At 62.0% G+C, this 16,960-nt stretch carries 15 protein-coding genes; 6 read left to right on the forward strand and 9 right to left on the reverse strand.

What is annotated here, in order from left to right:
• Positions 1–18 precede the first annotated feature (18 nt).
• Both J5278_RS04285 and zwf read right to left on the reverse strand, forming a co-directional pair.
• A complete protein-coding gene (locus J5278_RS04285) occupies positions 19–165 on the reverse strand; it encodes a hypothetical protein (RefSeq protein WP_209185029.1) in 147 nt (48 codons plus the stop codon).
• Between the two features lie 128 nt (positions 166–293).
• The gene (gene zwf / locus J5278_RS04290) at positions 294–1,886 is read right to left on the reverse strand and encodes a glucose-6-phosphate dehydrogenase (RefSeq protein WP_247749811.1); all 1,593 of its coding nucleotides are present in this window, start codon (positions 1,884–1,886) and stop codon (positions 294–296) included.
• Between the two features lie 318 nt (positions 1,887–2,204).
• On the opposite strand from zwf, the gene J5278_RS04295 reads away from it, so the two are divergent.
• Positions 2,205–2,714 (forward strand): Dps family protein, encoded by a 510-nt coding sequence (locus J5278_RS04295; RefSeq protein WP_209185028.1) that lies wholly within the window; start codon positions 2,205–2,207, stop codon positions 2,712–2,714.
• A gap of 178 nt (positions 2,715–2,892) precedes the next feature.
• Here the strand turns inward: J5278_RS04295 and J5278_RS04300 are convergent, their stop codons facing one another.
• On the reverse strand, positions 2,893–4,398 hold the full coding sequence (locus J5278_RS04300; RefSeq protein ID WP_209185027.1) for a cyclic nucleotide-binding domain-containing protein: 1,506 nt from the start codon (positions 4,396–4,398) through the stop codon (positions 2,893–2,895).
• 240 nt (positions 4,399–4,638) lie between these two features.
• Between J5278_RS04300 and J5278_RS04305 the strand changes: the two genes are divergently transcribed.
• Complete coding sequence (locus J5278_RS04305; protein ID WP_209185026.1) at positions 4,639–6,225, forward strand: aldehyde dehydrogenase (NADP(+)); 1,587 nt, start codon at positions 4,639–4,641, stop codon at positions 6,223–6,225.
• 498 nt (positions 6,226–6,723) lie between these two features.
• Entirely contained in the window at positions 6,724–7,206 is a 483-nt protein-coding gene (locus J5278_RS04310; RefSeq protein WP_209185025.1) for a hypothetical protein, read from the forward strand.
• 198 nt (positions 7,207–7,404) lie between these two features.
• Here J5278_RS04310 and J5278_RS04315 read toward each other — a convergent pair whose 3' ends face one another.
• The 6 genes from J5278_RS04315 to J5278_RS04340 form a co-directional block, all read right to left on the reverse strand.
• Positions 7,405–8,670: an ABC transporter substrate-binding protein gene (locus J5278_RS04315; protein ID WP_209185024.1), complete on the reverse strand. Its 1,266-nt coding sequence runs from the start codon at positions 8,668–8,670 to the stop codon at positions 7,405–7,407.
• 26 nt (positions 8,671–8,696) lie between these two features.
• A complete protein-coding gene (locus tag J5278_RS04320) occupies positions 8,697–9,533 on the reverse strand; it encodes a carbohydrate ABC transporter permease (RefSeq protein ID WP_209185023.1) in 837 nt (278 codons plus the stop codon).
• Positions 9,530–10,456 (reverse strand): carbohydrate ABC transporter permease, encoded by a 927-nt coding sequence (locus J5278_RS04325; protein WP_209185022.1) that lies wholly within the window; start codon positions 10,454–10,456, stop codon positions 9,530–9,532. Before J5278_RS04325 ends, J5278_RS04320 begins: the two co-directional genes overlap by 4 nt.
• Positions 10,449–11,612 (reverse strand): ABC transporter ATP-binding protein, encoded by a 1,164-nt coding sequence (locus J5278_RS04330; protein ID WP_209185021.1) that lies wholly within the window; start codon positions 11,610–11,612, stop codon positions 10,449–10,451. Before J5278_RS04330 ends, J5278_RS04325 begins: the two co-directional genes overlap by 8 nt.
• Positions 11,609–12,445, reverse strand: coding sequence for a metallophosphoesterase (locus tag J5278_RS04335; RefSeq protein WP_209185020.1), 837 nt, complete (start codon positions 12,443–12,445; stop codon positions 11,609–11,611). Before J5278_RS04335 ends, J5278_RS04330 begins: the two co-directional genes overlap by 4 nt.
• Positions 12,446–12,647: 202 nt before the next feature.
• The gene (locus J5278_RS04340) at positions 12,648–15,005 is read right to left on the reverse strand and encodes an FdhF/YdeP family oxidoreductase (RefSeq protein WP_209185019.1); all 2,358 of its coding nucleotides are present in this window, start codon (positions 15,003–15,005) and stop codon (positions 12,648–12,650) included.
• Between the two features lie 159 nt (positions 15,006–15,164).
• Here J5278_RS04340 and J5278_RS04345 point away from each other — a divergent pair, with 159 nt between their 5' ends.
• The 3 genes from J5278_RS04345 (at position 15,165) to msrA (ending at position 16,818) form a co-directional block, all read left to right on the forward strand.
• Positions 15,165–15,374, forward strand: coding sequence for a SlyX family protein (locus tag J5278_RS04345; RefSeq protein ID WP_209185018.1), 210 nt, complete (start codon positions 15,165–15,167; stop codon positions 15,372–15,374).
• A gap of 124 nt (positions 15,375–15,498) precedes the next feature.
• Positions 15,499–15,993 (forward strand): peptide-methionine (R)-S-oxide reductase MsrB, encoded by a 495-nt coding sequence (msrB, locus tag J5278_RS04350; RefSeq protein WP_209185017.1) that lies wholly within the window; start codon positions 15,499–15,501, stop codon positions 15,991–15,993.
• Between the two features lie 87 nt (positions 15,994–16,080).
• Complete coding sequence (msrA, locus tag J5278_RS04355; RefSeq protein WP_219258314.1) at positions 16,081–16,818, forward strand: peptide-methionine (S)-S-oxide reductase MsrA; 738 nt, start codon at positions 16,081–16,083, stop codon at positions 16,816–16,818.
• The last annotated feature ends 142 nt before the right edge of the window (positions 16,819–16,960 follow it).

Raw genomic sequence — 16,960 nt, forward strand, 5'->3', positions numbered from 1 at the left:
TCGCGTTCTAGCCAATGTTCAGTTCGCGGCAGGTGCTTCGGATGTGGCTGCTGGTGGGTCGGCGTCCTTGTGGTGGCGGGAGCTGCTGAGGGCGTAGGCTGCCGACATGATGAAGCCTATGACCATCAGGGTCATCATCAGGCGTTGTGCAAACCGGGATTCCATGGCCACATCCTTCCAATTGCGGGACAACGGATTGCCGCAGGGAACGTTCCCTCGAGGGCATTATCGTTTCATGGAGTAGGCGTGGGGAGGCCGGTACGGCCTCCCGGGTTTGTTTACGGGTGATTGGTTCAGGTCTTGGGAGCGTAGGGTTTTAGCGTCCGCCAGGCGTGGCCGGCGCGGGCGAGGAGATCGTCGGATGCCTGCGGACCGGCGCTGCCCGAGGCGTAGTTCGGGAAGGACGGTTCTTCCTTCGCCCAGGCGTCCTGCAACGGCTGGACAACCCGCCAGGCCTGCTCGACCATGTCGGCGCGCATGAACAGCGTGGCGTCGCCGACCATCACATCATAGATCAGCGTTTCGTAGCCGACATTCGGGAAATCGGCGAACCAGTCGTCGTAGCGAAACAGCATGCCGACATTGGCAAGCGCCATTTCCGGGCCGGGCTGCTTGACCTGCAGGGACAGAAATATGCCTTCGTCGGGTGCTGTGCGCAGCACCAGCCAGTTTGGCTGCGGGGCCTCGCCTTCCTTGTGGAACGGCTGGCCGGGGGCTGCCTTGAAGGAGATGGCGATCTCGGTCCGCCGTTCGGTCAGGTGCTTGCCGGTGCGCACATAGAAAGGCACACCTTCCCAGCGCGGATTGTCGATGGACAACTGCATGGCGACGTAGGTCTCGATGCGCGAAGCCGGATCGACATTGGCCTCGGATCGGTACGGAACTGCGGTCTTGCCGAGCACCGAACCGGCGTCATACTGGCCGCGCACGGCTTCCGATGGCTGGCACGGACGGATGGCTTCGACCACTTCCGCCTTTTTCGAACGGATGGAGGCGGCGTCGAAGGAGGTCGGCGGCTCCATTGCCACCATCGACAGCAAGGTAAAGAGATGGTTCGGGACCATGTCGCGCAGGGCGCCGGTGTTTTCGTAGAATTTGCCGCGCGTTTCGACCCCGACTGTCTCCGTCACGGTGATTTGCACCTGCTCGATGGCATCGCGGTTCCAGATGCGCTCGAAGAAGCCATTGGCAAAGCGGAAGGCCATGATGTTCTGCACCGTTTCCTTTCCGAGGAAATGGTCGATGCGGTAGATCTGATCCTCCTTCAGGACCTTCAGAATCTGCGCGTTCAGGGCCTGCGAAGAGGCGAGATCGTGGCCGAAGGGCTTTTCGATGACGACCCGTCTCCAGAACTTCGCCCCGCCATCCGATCCGTCAGATTGGGTCACGAGACCGGCCGCACCCAGCTGATCGATGACGGTTCCGAAAAACTGGCCGGCGACTGCCAGATAGAAGATGGCGTTGCCTTGGGTGTCATGACCGGACTTGGCGGCTTCCAGCGCCTTGCCAATCTCGGCATAAAGGTCCGGCTTGGTCAGGTCACCCTGGATATAGACCATTTTCGACACCAGCGTCGTCCAGGCGGCCTCGTCGATGGCGGTTATGTCGAAGTCGGAAGAGCGGTTGCCTATGAAAGTCTCGAGCATTTCGCGCAGGCGTTTGGCCCAGCTCTCGACGTTGCCATCGGCGAGGTCGACGCCGATCAGGGCAAATTTGTCCGGTAGGGTCTTCGACAGCAGCAGGTTATAGAGCGCCGGAATGACCAGGCGGCGGGTCAGGTCGCCACCGGCTCCGAACAGGACCATAGCGCAGGGATCAGCCGGCGCGGGTGTGGTGCGTGTGTCATCGGCCTTGGCGGCCAGTATCTCGGGCGCAGTTGCAGACATCGGCAGTTCCTTGGGGATTGGAAATCGGAGGTGGCGGTTTCGTTGTGATCGTTTCGTCAATGGCCTGCAAGGCCTTTCCGGCGCCTGCATGGCATGCGTTGTAAAGCTGGCATTGTTGCGGCAGAGGTCAAGACGATATAGCCTCGAGGTCAAGGAACCTTTTGCCGCGTCGCGTGCTTATCGGCGTGTCCACCCGGAATGAGAAGCGGCATGGCGGCACTTGCCCTCGCGCAATCCGCCGACAGATATCCGGGAATGAGAACATGACAGATTTACCGATGCGGGCGATGGTCCGCGCCAAAATATCAGAGGAAGATCATGACCAAGAACAGTGCATCCTCAGCAGCTCTCGCAACCCCCACCGATCTCGGCCGTAACGACAGGACGAAGGTCGCCGATGCGCTGAACGGTATCCTCGCGGACACCTTCGCGCTGTATATGAAGACCAAGAATTTCCACTGGCATATGTCGGGCCCGCATTTCCGCGATTATCACCTGATGCTCGACGAGCAGGCCGCCCAGATCATCGGCACGACCGACGACATCGCAGAGCGCGTCCGCAAGATCGGCGCCACCACGCTACGTTCTGTCGGCGACATCGCGCGTCACCAGTCGATATCGGACAACGATGCCGAGTTCGTTGGGCCGGTTGCGATGCTGAAGGAGCTACATGCCGACAATCTCTCGCTGGTCGAGGCGCTGCGCCAGGCCAAGGAACTTGCCGACGACGCCAAGGACAACGCCACCAGCGGCGTCATCGACACCTGGACGGATTTTGCCGAGCGTCGTGCCTGGTTCCTGTTCGAGGCTACCCGCGGCCAAAACTGATCAGGGGCATCCGGGCGGCCGGCGATTGGCCGCTTCCCGATTACCGTAAAACATATGCGCGCCCGGCAACGAAGCCGGGCGTTTGCGTTGAGAGGGCTGTAAGGCAGATCTTTCCGTTGTTCTTTAACAGGTCTCCGCGTCATCAAACTACTGGATGGCAGCGCTGCTTCCGTAAGCTTCAATCGTGCGGAAGCTGGAACAGGTTGCGGATGCGGGTTGCGAGCGAACCGCCCTGTGCATTGCCGATGGCGCCGCTGCCGGCGAACAGGTGTTTTTCAGCATCGATGCGTTGCGACATGATCTGGCCGAGCTCCTCGGCAATCATCGGCCTGTCCTTCAGCAGGGGCGACAGTTGTTCCTGGCCGAGTTCGTAGATGACCACGAAAGTCAGCGCCCGGATGCTGCCGACTTCGTTTGCCCCCATCAGCACGCCACCTTCGCCGAAGCAGTCGCCAGGCGCGAGCCGGGTCAGCTCGATCTCGCGACCGTCCTCGCTGCGCGTGATGCTGACGACGCCGGTGCGCACGATCATCAATGCCGTAAGCTGGCTGTCCTGGGCGGCGATGACAGTGTCCTTGCGATAGGTCCGCCGGGTCATCTGGCCTGCAAGGGCCTCCTTTTCCTCCGATGTCAACGGCGCAAACAGCGGGATATTGCTGAGCAGGCTGAGCGGAGTGCTAATCTTGCGGACTTTGTCCGTATCCGCCAAGGCCTCCGCATCGCCGTAGATGCCGCTGCCCACCGGCGGCGCCATCCTGTAGCCGGAGGATTTGACGTGGCGGTAGATCAGGTCGAAGATCTCGTTCTTGGCCGTTGTCGTCATGGCGATGTTCTTGACGCTGAAGGAGAGGCCGAGCTGTACGGCCTGACTGTCCAGGGCATCTATGGAAACCGACGGTGCCGGGTTTGCGAGGATCGAATTGCTGCTGAGCAGGACATTCCGCATGACCTCTGCCATGAACTTGGGGGCCGTCGTCGGCACCAGGCGAACTGTGATGGTGACGCCGTGCTGTTCATCCGGGCTTGACAGGTTTGTCAGCCGCGCCTTGGCCAGCGCGCTGTTCGGAATGACGATCAGGCCGTTGGTGCCGTTCAACAGATAGGTGGCCCGCCAGTTGGTCTCGATCACCTTTCCCTGCATCCCGTCGTCGAGCACCACCCAGTCACCGACCGAATAGGGCCGGCCGAGGTTGAGAGCGATGCCTGAAAACAGGTCGTTCAGCGTGCTCTGCAGTGCGAGGCCGAGGATGATGGCAAATACGCCCGACGTGGCGAGCAGCGTGCCGACGGGGACACCGAAGACGTCGGCGACGATGGAAAGGCCGGCGCTCATATAGATGACGCCGACGACGAGGTCCTGCAGCAGCCGGCCCTCGCGTGGCTTTCGCTCGAAGATCAGGAACACGCGGACAAAGGCAACCAGCGTCCAGGCACCATTGATCCACCAGACGATCTTGGCGAAGGTCGTAAAGATGCGCAGCGTTACCGAGGTTTCCAGTCCGGCTTTCTCATAGGGAACGATGTCGTTGTGGAGCAGCACCACTGTCAGCAGGATGAACAGTGCGATCTGCGCAACCAGACGCCAGACCTGCCGGCGGCGCAGCAGGATACGGCTGACAACAAAACCGACGATCATGACGAAACAGAACTGGACGACCGGATTGGCGATATCTTCGAACGTCATGAGGGACCAATCGTCTACGCGGAAAGAAACGAGGTGCGCGGCCGAGGCTGAGCTGGCGTTACAGTCGCACGAACGCCGGCACAGTTCCATCCCTGACGCCACGCGATCGTTGACGATGACTTACCCCGATGCGCGACTTGAACTTGCAGCGCGGGCCATCATCTTATAGCTGTCATCCGATATTGATATCCGGCTTCCGGGCGCATTTCGCGGCGTCCTCCAAACACTCGAGGAAATTTCATGACCCAGGCATTCGACATCAAGGGCGACCTTCTGATCGGCGCCGATTCCACCGGCGACAATAGAACCGTGCGCGCCATCAATCCTGCCACCGGCGAAAACTTGGAACCGGCCTTCGCCGTCGCCAGTGTTGCCGATGTCGATCGTGCCTGCGATCTGGCAGCGGCGGCTCTCGACGCCTACCGCGCCGTGAGCCTTGAGGCCCGCGCCGTCTTCCTCGAAACCATCGCCGCCAATATCCTCGAGATCGGTGACCAGCTGCTCGAGCGTGCGCATGCCGAAACCGGCCTGCCGCTCGCCCGCCTCACCGGCGAGCGTGGCCGCACCGTCGGCCAGCTGCGTCTCTTCGCGTCTGTCGTGCGTGCCGGCGAGTGGCTCGACCTGCGCGTCGATCCGGCCCTGCCTGAGCGCCAGCCGTTGCCGCGCCCGGACCTGCGCCTGCGCCAGATCCCGCTCGGCCCGGTCGCCGTATTCGGCGCCAGCAACTTTCCGCTCGCCTTCTCGGTCGCCGGCGGTGACACGGCGTCGGCGCTTGCCGCCGGTTGCCCCGTTGTCGTCAAGGGCCACCTTGCCCACCCCGGTACCGGCGAACTGGTCGGCCGCGCCATCCGCGCTGCCGTTGCCTCCTGCGGCCTGCCGGAGGGCGTGTTCTCGCTGGTCACCGGTGCCAATGAAACCGGTGCTGCGCTCGTGAAGAACCCGCACATCAAGGCAGTCGGCTTTACCGGTTCGCGTGCCGGTGGCCTGGCGCTTGCAGCCATTGCCGCTGCCCGTCCCGAGCCTATCCCGGTCTATGCCGAAATGAGCAGCGTCAACCCGGTCTATCTGTTCCCGGCAGCGCTTGCCGCCCGCGCTGAAGCGCTCGGCAAGGCTTTCGTCGGCTCATTGACCATGGGTGCCGGCCAGTTCTGCACCAACCCGGGCCTGATGTTTGCGGTCGACGGCCCCGACCTCGACACCTTCATCGCTGCTGCCACCGGTACGCTTACCGAAAGCGTACCTGCCCCGATGCTGACCCCCGGCATCCACGCTGCTTATGACAAGGGCGTCGCTGCCTTTGCCGGCAACGAGGCCGTCAAGACGGTCGCCCAGGGCAAGCCTGCCGAAGGCGCCAACCGCAGCCCGGCGATCTTCTTCGAGACCGACGCCGAGCACTTCATGGCAGACGAAAGCCTCGGCAACGAAGTTTTCGGTGCCGCCAGCCTGCTTGTCCATTGCAAGGACGTGGCGCAGATGGTGGCGATTGCCGAGAAGCTGGAAGGCCAGCTGACGGCAACGCTGCATCTCGACCCCGCCGACCATGACGATGCGCGCAAGCTGCTGCCGGTGCTCGAACGCAAGGTTGGTCGCATTCTCGCCAATGGATGGCCAACGGGCGTCGAAGTCAGCCATGCCATGGTGCATGGCGGCCCGTTCCCGGCCACCTCGGACAGCCGCACCACCTCGGTCGGCACCATGGCCATCCGCCGCTACCTGCGCCCGGTCTCCTACCAGGACCTCCCGGACGGCCTGCTGCCGCCGGAACTCAGCAACGACGGCGTGAAGACGCTGCCGCACCTTCTCGACGGCGTGCGCGCCGGGAAGTAACCTTGGGCTCACTGTTAATATGAAGCCGCTGTCTGAAAGGACGGCGGCTTTTTTGTTCTGGGGCTTGGCTGGTTGCGGGCGAGATCGTCTCTGGGGCTTCACCCCCCTCTGCCATGTCGGGCATCTCCCCCACAAAGGGGGAGATTGGCTGGAGCGCCATTGCCTGTCTCACTGGCTTCGACATCGCAGAATTCCTGAGGTCACTGTTTCGGATAGCCGGCGCGGCGACTTGATCTCCCCCCTTGTGGGGGAGATGTCGGCCAGGTCGACAGAGGGGGGCGCCGCATCCATTGGACGGCGTCCGCATCGGTAGTGAGCGCTTGGGCTCACGGTGAATGGGCTTTTTTGTCACGAGCGCCGGCGTCCCTCCCTGCGCAAAACCGTGGCGGGTCTACCTCGGGTCATTGTTTAGGAGACCATCTGATTTTTCTGTCTGTCTATGACATGATGCGCGTCTGCACTAGGTGCGTTGCGAGATGGTCCCGTCCGGAGTTTCGTGTGCTTAGAACCCTTTCGTTCATAGTCGCTGTCGCCGCAACGGTTTCGGCCGCACAGCAACCCACGCCTCTCACTTCCGATCAGCTCATCGACATCTGCGAATCCTCAACTGTTGTCGAGGCCTCGAAGAAAGGTGATGTGTTGGGATGGCAACCGGTGGAGGACAAGGCTTGGAAGAAGAGCTTCGAGAACTACAACGGCGGATCGGTCGACGTTGTCGGTTGGCGGCGCGGCGCAAAAGATAGCGACGGCCTCCTCTCGTTCTGGACTTCGACAGGACCGGTTTCAACCCGAACGTGCTCGCTTTATGCACCAGGTGACGGAGCAGCGCTGCTCAGCGCCTTTTTTTCCCATTTCGGCAAGCCCTCCAAGCTCGACAAATTCGAGCTCGGTCTAATCGCCGACTGGGAGCGAGCGGGGGATGTTGTCGAACTCAGCCAGACCGGTGATCTCTTGTCGGTCAGCTACACAGCTCGCAAATAAGATACCAACGTCCGGTTCGTCGACGTCATGAATTCTGCCGCTCGTGCCGGCTCTGTCTCTTGTGCTTTGCGGTCTCATACCGTTTGAGAGATGGGAGCGCCGCGGGTAGAGGCAGCAGTCTCCGAAGCCAGCTTGGTCCCAGCAAAACGCCGCCTCCCTTTCGGAAGACGGCGCTAATCATGCCATAGCCTGTCTGGCTTAGCTGCGAGGCAGCATGCCTTCGACGTCGGCGGCTGCGTCGTCGAGGGCTTCCTTGGGTTCGGCCGAACCGTCGACGATGCGCGACAGGTTATCGACGATGGTCTGGGTGACCTTGACGCCGTTGGAGCCGGGGAAGGCGTACCATGGGATCATCAACGACATCTGGTTGAGGCCGGCCTGGAACAGCGGGTTCTGCTTGTAGAACTGGCCGAGATACTTGTCGGACTTGGCGGCGAGTTCGTTGTTCGGGACATAGCCGGTACCGGGGACGACGACCGAGGCGCCATAGGGGCCGGCGGCGAACTTGGCGAACTTCCAGGCGGCTTCCTGCTTGACCGGGTCCTTGGCAAGAATGACAACAGCGTTGCCGCCGGTCGGCAGGTGGCCCTTGGCCGGATCGAGCAAAGGCAGCTTGGCGGTACGCAGGTCGAACTTGGTGCCGACATTCTTGATAGTATTGCGCAGAGCGCCTGTCGTCTGGAACTCGAAGCCGACCTTGCCAGCGGCGAAGGCCTGTTCTCCGGCGGACTTGGTGAAGACGGGGAGGCCGCCTTCCTTGACCATGCGCTGCAGGGTTTCGGCAGCCTTCAGGCCTTCAGGACCGTTGAATGCGACCTTGGTCTCGTCGGCATTCAGCATCGTGCCGCCGTTGCCGAACAGCAGTGCGGAGAACATCCAGTCGTCGCCCTGCCAGCGGAAATCGATACCATCGACGCCGTTGCCGAGCGCCTTGATCTTGCCGCCGAGAGCAATGACTTCGTCCCAGGTGGTCGGCGGGACGTCGGGATTACCGCCGGCAGCCTTCACCAGATCGGCATTGTAGTACATGATCGGGGTTGAGGTGGCGAAGGCGAGACCGAGCTGTTTGCCGTTGACCTGGGCGAGCTTCAGGATCGTGTCCGAGAAGCCTTCCTCGGCCATGTTGCCGTCCTTCTTGATCAGCGGTCCGAGGTCGAGGGCAACGTTGCGCTCGGAGATCATCCGGAGCCTGTTGAGGCCGATGAAGGTGACATCGGGCATGGCGTCAGTACCGGCCTGGCGCAGGATCGTCTGGATGCCGTCTTCGTAGGTGGCCGACGGGCTGGCAAACTGGATCTTGATATCAGGGTTTTCTTCCATGAACTTCTTCGAGATCGTGTCCATCACGTCCTTGAAGAAGCCGGGCATCGGGTAATGCACCGTCAGCGTGGTTTCGGCATAGGCCGGCACCGACACGGCCATCGCGATGGCAGCGGCGGCAACGAGCTTGGTGAAATATTTCATCGAGCGTTCTCCTGTTTGACGACCGGTCAGCCTTTGAGACCGGTCATGGTAATTCCCTCGACGAAGCGCTTTTGCGCGAGCAGGAAGGCGGCAACGAGGGGAAGGGTTATGACCATGGTGGCGGCCATCAGCGCGCCGTAGTCGTCGCCGGCTTCGGCGGCGCGGAAATACATCAGCCCGAGCGGCGGCGTGGCAAAGCCCTGCTTGCTGATGACGATCAGCGGCCAGTAGAGATCGTTCCAGTGGGCAACCACCGAGAAGATCGCGAAGGCGGTGACGGCAGGCCAGGCATTCGGCACGATGACGCGGGCGACGATGCCGATTTCCGACATGCCGTCGAGGCGGGCCGCATGGATCAGGTCGTCCGGCATGGCGCGGAAGAATTGCAGGAACATGAAGATCGCAAAGACCGAGATCGAGAACGGCGCCACGAGCGCGGTGTAGCTGTTGAGCAGCGAGGCGCTGTCGAAGGCGACGTAGAGCGGCAGTGCCGTCGCGTGGATTGGCACCAGCAGCCCGAGCATGACCATCGCCATCATCAGTTTTGCAGCGCGGAACTTGAGTTTGGCCATGGCGTAGGCGCAGGGGATTGCGACGATGACCTGGAAAAAGAAGATCAGGCCGCAGACGAGAACGCCGTTCCACAACAGCGTGCCCATCGGCACCCGGCTGAACGCCTTGGTGAAGTTGGCGACGTAATAGAAGGTCTGCGGTATCAACGACAGCGCCGAGGTGAAGATCTCGCTCTGCGTCTTGCCGGCCGCCGACAGCATGAAGATGTAGGGAGATAGGAAGACCAGCGCACCGAGCGACAGCACGGTCAGGCGGATGGCGCGGCCCGTTGAAAAGGTGGCTGTGCTCATGAGTAGTGCACCCGCTTGTCGAGGACGTTGTACTGCAGGAAGGTGAGCACCATCAGGATGACGAGGAAGACGACGGTCATTGCCGACGCATAGCCGACATGCAGGTAGACGAAACCTTCGTGATAGATGGTGAAGAGCAGGACTTCCGACGCCCGGTTTGGGCCGCCTTCTGTCAACGTCTGGACCGTCTCGAACACCTTGACGGCATTGATGATGCTGATGGTGGTGACGAACAGCGTCGTCGGCGCCAGCATCGGCCAGGTGACAAGCCGGAACCGATCGATCGCCGAGCGTGCGCCGTCGACTTCGGCAGCGGCATAGAGCTCGCGCGGGATGGCGGTGAGACCAGCTAGGAACAGCACCATGTTGAAGCCGACCGATTGCCAGACCCCGATGATCGACAGGCTGTAGAGCACGGTGCCGGCAGAGCCCAGCCAGTTCGGGCCGGGAAGGCCGACCATGGCCAGCATGGCGTTGATGGGGCCGATGGTCGGGTGGAACAGATATTGCCAGACGGTCGCCATGGCGACGATCAGCGAGGCGACCGGCAGGAAATAGGCGGTGCGGAAGAAACTGCGCGCCGTCGTCTCGCTCTCGATCAGTAGCGCTACGCCAAGGCCGAGGATGATGGAGACCGGCGCGACGATGGCCGTGTAGACCGTCGTATTCCACAACGACTTCTTGAAGGTACGGTCGCTGAAGAGGTGGGCGTAGTTGTCCAGGCCGACGAAGCGGAACTTGTCGATGCCGAGTTCGAAATTGGTAAAGCCGAGACCGATGACGGCAATCACCGGCAAGAGCACGAAGACTACCATCAAGACGATGGCCGGCGAGGCGAGCAGCCAGGCGGTGCGCGCTTCGCTGCGGGCGTGAATGTCGGCCGTCCTCTTTGCGGGAACGGCGTCGAAGGCGATGCTAGCCATGGGCGTGCTCCCGCACTGCGTCGACGCTGACGTGAGCGGCGGCGAGGCGTTTTCCATTAGCAGCAAAGACCATTGCCCGGTCGGGTGAGAGGATCATTCCCACCGGCTTGCCGACGGCAATGCCGGATGCTTCGGCCGGCGTCAGCTTGGCGATCATGATTTCACCGATGGCGTCGAGCTTGCAGTAGACGATGACCTCGGAGCCGAGGAATTCGACGCGCTCGACACGGGCGGAAAGCGCATCCTTGCCGACGTCCGACAGGCGCACGAACTCGGGGCGAATGCCGATGGTGACGTCGGTGCCATCGACGTGGCTGTCGGCGAGCGTCATGCGGATGCCGCCGAACGAGACGATGCCGTTCTCGGCCAGCGCCGGAACCAGGTTGATGCGTGGCTGGCCGACGAAGCGGGCAACATCGACATGGGCCGGGTCGTCATAGATGACCTGCGGCGTGGCAAGCTGCAGCAAGTTGCCGCCGATCATGACGGCGACGCGGTCGGCCATAGACAGGGCCTCGGCCTGGTCGTGGGTGACGTAGACCGTCGGCACACCGGCGCGACGGTGGAGATCGACGATCTCGCCGCGGGCATGGACGCGCAGGTTGGCGTCGAGGTTGGACAGCGGCTCATCCATCAGGAAGACGCTCGGCTGGCGGACCATGGCACGGGCCAGCGCGACGCGTTGCCTTTGGCCGCCGGACATCTGGCCGGGCTTGCGATCGAGCAGGTGGTCGATCTTCAGCGAACGCGCCATTTCGGCGACGTCGCCCTGGATCGTCTTGCGGGTGCTGCGCTGGCCGGGCATCAAGTTGCCGATGAGGGGCAGGCGCTGGCTGCGAGACAGCCGGCGCATGGCGAGCGGCACCGCGATGTTCTGGCCAGCGGTCAGGTGCGGATAGAGGGCGTAGGACTGGAAGACCATCGCAATGTTGCGGTCGGCCGCCGCCGTCCCGGACATTTCCTTGCCGCCGATGACGATCTCGCCGCTATCGGCATGATCGAGGCCTGCGAGGATGCGCAGCAGCGTACTCTTGCCGCAGCCGGAAGGGCCTACCAGCGCGATGAACTCGCCCGGCTCGACCTCGAGGCTGACGCCCTTGAGAATGGCGGTGTCACCGAAGGATTTGGTTATGCCAGAAAGGGAGAGCGCGCTCATTGGGCCGCATCCCGGACGACCTTGTGGGCTGCCTGGGGATAAACCTCCTCGACGACATCGTCGAGGAAATAGGCGGTCATGCCGGGAACCGCGACAAGCTCGGTGGTGACGTCATCGGCAAACGTGTGGATAGCGGCGCCGACAAAGCGTTCGCCAGGCATTTCCCGTTCCATCTTGTCGAGGATGAAGGCGGCGGGCGGTGCCCAGACGGTGGCGGTAGTGCTGAAGCCGCCCTTCCAGGCCCAGTGCAGGTGACCGCTGCCAAACAGCGCAACATCATGGGCGGCAATCAGATCGTAGAGGCGCTGACGCGGGGTCGGCCGGACGCTCCAGTAGCCGGTGTCGCCCTCGTCCGGCGTGTCGACGAAGAGCGGCTTGTGGGCGAAGATCGCGACGCGGCGGTCGCCCCGGCTGGCAAGCGTTGTTTGCAGCCATTCGAACTGGGCTTCGTCCTCGCCATCCTCAAAGCCCATCAACTGGCTGTTGAGGCCGATCAGACGCCAATTGCCTCGATCTTCAACCCAGCGGTCGGGGCCGACGAGGCGCCGCCAGCGGGCCAGCCGCTCGGCATTGACGGGCTGGGCCGAACCAGGGAGATGGCCGACATCATGATTGCCGGGGACAATCAGCATCGGCACGGCGACCTGCCGCATCAGATCCATCGAGAAGACGAGGTCCTCGTCCTTGTCGGCGCCGTCGACGCTGAGGTCGCCGGTGTGGATGACGAGATCGGCGCCGCTGTCGTTGATCCAGCGTGCCAGTGGTTCCCAGTTGCCGTTGAAATGCGGCTTTCCGGGGCTGACATGGGTGTCGGTAATCTGGATGATTTTCATGCGGCGTCTCCGAAATAAAGATGGAAGCGCCTTCGGTGAGCGGCGCTCCAGAGGAGGCCGGCGCTTCTTGCCGCTCTCTCTAGTGCTCGCTCATGTCAGTTGAATAACAGCCGCACGGCCATTTAAAGTTTCGCCGGGTTGTCGCGAAATGTCGTGCGAGTGGCTCCCGGATCGCGTTTCGGGAAGCTCGGATCGCTCGCTGTCAGGTCTCGATGCCGACCGGCTGACTGGCATCAATCCGGCTGTAAACTGGCATCGGCGCGAGCTTGCTTCCGTCCTTCACGATGTACACCGGGACGGATTTGGCGGCGGGCACCTTGCTCTTTTCGGCATGTTGCCAAAGCGGTATCAAGGAGTTGCACTCAGGATAATACGCGCCGCAGCACCCTTCAGGGATGCTGTATGGGACGGCGCGCAGGCCATCCAGCCGGCGGACGATATTGTCATCGGTAGCGGTGACCAACGACACACTGTCGTCCTTGGCGATGCCGAACCTCTGCATGTCCGCTGTGTTGAGGAAGACTACCATGCGTGTGCCCTCGACCCCGCGAAAGCGATCGCTATAGCCATAGACGGTGGTGTTGAACTGGTCGTTGCTGCGTAGCGTCATGAGCCGGAAGATGTCGGCGTGGTCTTCCGCGAAACTTGCCGACAGTGCGGTCGGCACCTTGAAATTTGCCTTGCCCGTGTCCGTCTGCCAGTCGCGCTCGCGGGCGGCGAGCGGTTTTTCAAAGCCGCCGGGGGTAAACAGCCGCTTGTTGAAATCCTTGAATATCTTCGGGTAGGTCGCCTCTATTGCGTCGCGCACCTTGCCGTAATCATCGACCCAGGCGTCCCATGGGATGTCTGGATTTTCGGGAAGGGTGGCCTTGGCAATCCCGGCAACGATTTTCGTCTCGGAATAAAGCCCGGGGCCTGCGGGAGCGTGAAAACCTCTGGAGCCGTGGATGCAAGACGTGCTGTCCTCGACGCTGACGGCCTGCGGACCGCTTGCCTGCTCGTCGATTTCGGTTCTGCCGAGGCACGGCAGGAGGTAGGAGACGCTGCCGTTGAACAGCTGGCCACGGTTGAGCCGTGTGGCGATCTGCACTGTCAGGCGCATGGCCGGCCAGCGCTCCTCCATCAATTCCCGTTCCGGCACGGCGCGAAGGAAATTACCACCGAGCCCGATGAAGCCTTCGACATCGCCCTTGATGATTGCCTGGCAAGCATCAACGGTTGTCAGGCCATCCTCGTAAGGCGGCTCAAAGTGGTAGAGTTCCTTCAGCCTGTCCAGCGGAACCAGCTTGGTCTTTTCCGAAATGCCGACCGTGCGCTGGCCCTGAACATTCGAGTGGCCGCGCACGGGGCAGATGCCGGCGCCGGGCCGGCCGATATTGCCGCGCAGCAGAAGCAGGTTGACCAGCATCTGGACCGCCTGGACGCCGAGCTTGTGCTGGGTCAGTCCCATGCCATAGATGCCGATCACGGATTTGGCGCGACTATAGGTATCCGCCGCCTGGACCATTGCGGCAATCGGCAGGCCTGATTCCCGAACGAGGACGTCCCAGTCCTGAGACCTGACATAATCGATGAACTCTTCGGCGCCGTGGGTGTGTTCTGCCAGAAATTCGCGGTCGAGGACGCCGTTACCGCCGGATGCGAGGTCGGCGTCGTCGGTTGCCAGCAGTGCCTTGCAGATGCCGGCTATAGCGGCAATGTCCCCACCGGCCTTGACCTGGTGATACTGGCTGCTGATCTCAGTGGCATGGTTGGTGGCCATCTGGAGCGGGCTTTGCGGATTGACGAACCGCTCGAGGCCACGTTCCTTCAGCGGATTGAAGGTGACGATCTCGGCGCCGCGCTTTACTGCTTCCTGCAGCTGGTGCAGCATGCGCGGCGCATTGGAGCCGGTGTTGTGGCCGAAGAAAAAGAACGCTTCCGCCGTCTCGAAGTCGTCCAGCCGCACCGTCCCGACGGGAATCCCGATGCTCTCAGGAAGTGCGACAGAGGTGGATTCGTGGCACATATTGGAGCTGTCAGGCAGGTTGTTTGTGCCGTAGACCCGGGCCATGAGCTGATACATGTAAGACGTTTCCAGCGAGGCCCGGCCGGAGGCGTAGAACACGACCTTGTTGGGGTCGACTGCACGGATTGCCTTCAGTTCGCGGCCGATCGCCTCAAAGGCGTCGTCCCATGAGACGGGAACATAGCGGTCGCTCGCGGCATCGTAGCGCATCGGCTGCATCAGCCGGCCGGCATTTTCGAGATCGTAGTCGCTCCAGTCGCGCAGTTCGGTAACCGTGTGCTGCGCGAAGAAATCCGCGTCGGCGCGCGCGGCGGCCAGTTCCCAGAATGTCGCCTTGGCGCCGTTCTCGCAGAACTCGGCCGTGTGCGGCTTGGCGGGCTTTGCCCAGGCGCAGCTGACGCAGGCAAAGCCATCGGTTTTGTTCTGCTTGGCGAGACCGGCGACGACGCTGAGCGGCTGGCCGTTTTCCCGCGCCTGATGGGCCAGCGATCTGACTGATCCCCACCCGCCGGCCGGAGCATCGTTCTGTTCGATTTTCGGAGTGTCGGACATTATCGTCTCCCGCTTGCACAAGGCCGCGTTTCGTAACTTGCCTCGAGGCGATCAGTTCCACCGAGGTGGCGGGCCTCCCGCGCAAGATTTGAGCTGCTCTTGCCAACCGGGCCGAAAGCTGGTGTGTCGCGACAATGGCACGATCGAAAGGAAGCCGAGATGTCCGACCAGGAAAGCCGCATTACCCAGCTTGAGGAAGTTGTCGCCTATCAGGCAAAAACCATCGACGAACTCTCCGACCAGCTGACGGCGCAGTGGAAGGTGGTCGAGGAAACCCGCTACAAGCTCGAACGTCTGGTCGAGCGTTTCATGACGCTCGAGGAAGAAACTGCCGACGCACCGGCCAACGCAAAACCGCCGCACTACTGATCCCCGTATTGCCGGGGCCGCGCCTGGATAGCGGTAACATTTCTGTGTCTCACGCGGCTTTGTGTAACAAAACGACGGCCGCGTTCGTATCTGCTGTATGATGAATAAAACCGGGAGGACCGGAATGCAGACGAGACGCGCATTGCTGATGACTGTGGCGACCGGTGCGGCGGTGTTTTCCGCGCGCAACTGGAACGGATCGCCGGCAACTGCGGCTGCCGCGACGTTTCCCCTGACCCATACCGATGCGGAATGGCACAAGCTTTTGACCGCAGACCAATACGAGGTTCTGCGCAACGAGGGTACGGAACGCCCGTTTACCAGCCCGCTGCTCGAAGAACACCGCAAGGGACGGTTCGCCTGTGCCGGCTGCGCATCGCCGCTGTTTTCCTCGGAAACCAAGTTCGAGAGCGGCACGGGCTGGCCGAGTTTCTGGCAGCCGCTGCCGAAGGCCGTCGGGACTGTCAAGGATACGTCCTACGGCATGGTTCGCAACGCCGTGCATTGTGCCCGTTGCGGCAGCCATATCGGCCATGTCTTCAACGACGGGCCCAAGCCGACCGGCCTTCGCTACTGTATGAACGGCATGGCCATGACGTTCCAGGCGTCATCTGCGTGACGCACCTGCTGAAACGCCAATTCTGCCCAGCATTTGGGCTTAGACTTCAGACCTACGCATTCACCTCCGGTTGACGGGAGATCTTCCATGACCATGCCTTTGAAATATTCCATGCGCGAAGCCTTGTCCCACTATGGCCGACGGGCCGGCACCGCTGTTGCGGTCCTTCTGGTCGGCGGCACTGTGCTGCATTTCACACCTTCCCAGGCCGGCGAAGCCCGCGAGATTCCGAAAGCCACTGTCGACGAGGCGCCGGGTTCCGGCACCGAGGCAATCGCGCTTGCCGGGGGTTGTTTCTGGGGCGTGCAGGGCGTCTTCCAGCATGTCGACGGCGTGGTCAGCGCTGTGTCCGGCTATGCCGGCGGCGCGAAGAATACTGCTGAATACGAGACTGTCAGCACCGGCAGCACGGGCCATGCCGAGACCGTGAAGGTGGTGTTCGATCCACACAAGATCAGCCTTGGCCATCTGCTGCAGATCTACTTCTCCGTCGCACACGATCCCACGGAATTGAACCGCCAAGGGCCGGACAGCGGCACCCAATACCGTTCGGCAATCTTTCCGACCACGCCTGAACAGGCGCGAGTCGCCAAGGCCTATATCGAGCAACTGAACAAGGCGCACGTCTTCGGCGAGGCTGTCGTCACGAAGATAGAGCCTGGGAAGAGCTTCTATCCGGCCGAGACCTATCATCAGAATTTCCTGACGACCCATCCGACCTATCCCTATATCGCGATTAACGACATGCCGAAAATCGACGACCTGAAGCGCCTATTCCCCAAGGATTATCGCGCCGAACCGGTACTCGTGACCGCCAGCAACTGATCGACGACTACCGCTCCGTCAGGCGCGACCTGACGGAGCGGTTGGCACTCCTGAGGTCTGGCGCAAGGGCGGCGGATATTTATCCGAGGCATAGCGTATATCCGATATCTCACTCGGTCGGCGTCCCTCTGGTGCGAGGCGA

This window comes from Rhizobium sp. B21/90, assembly GCF_019355815.1.
GTDB lineage: Bacteria > Pseudomonadota > Alphaproteobacteria > Rhizobiales > Rhizobiaceae > Rhizobium > Rhizobium rhododendri.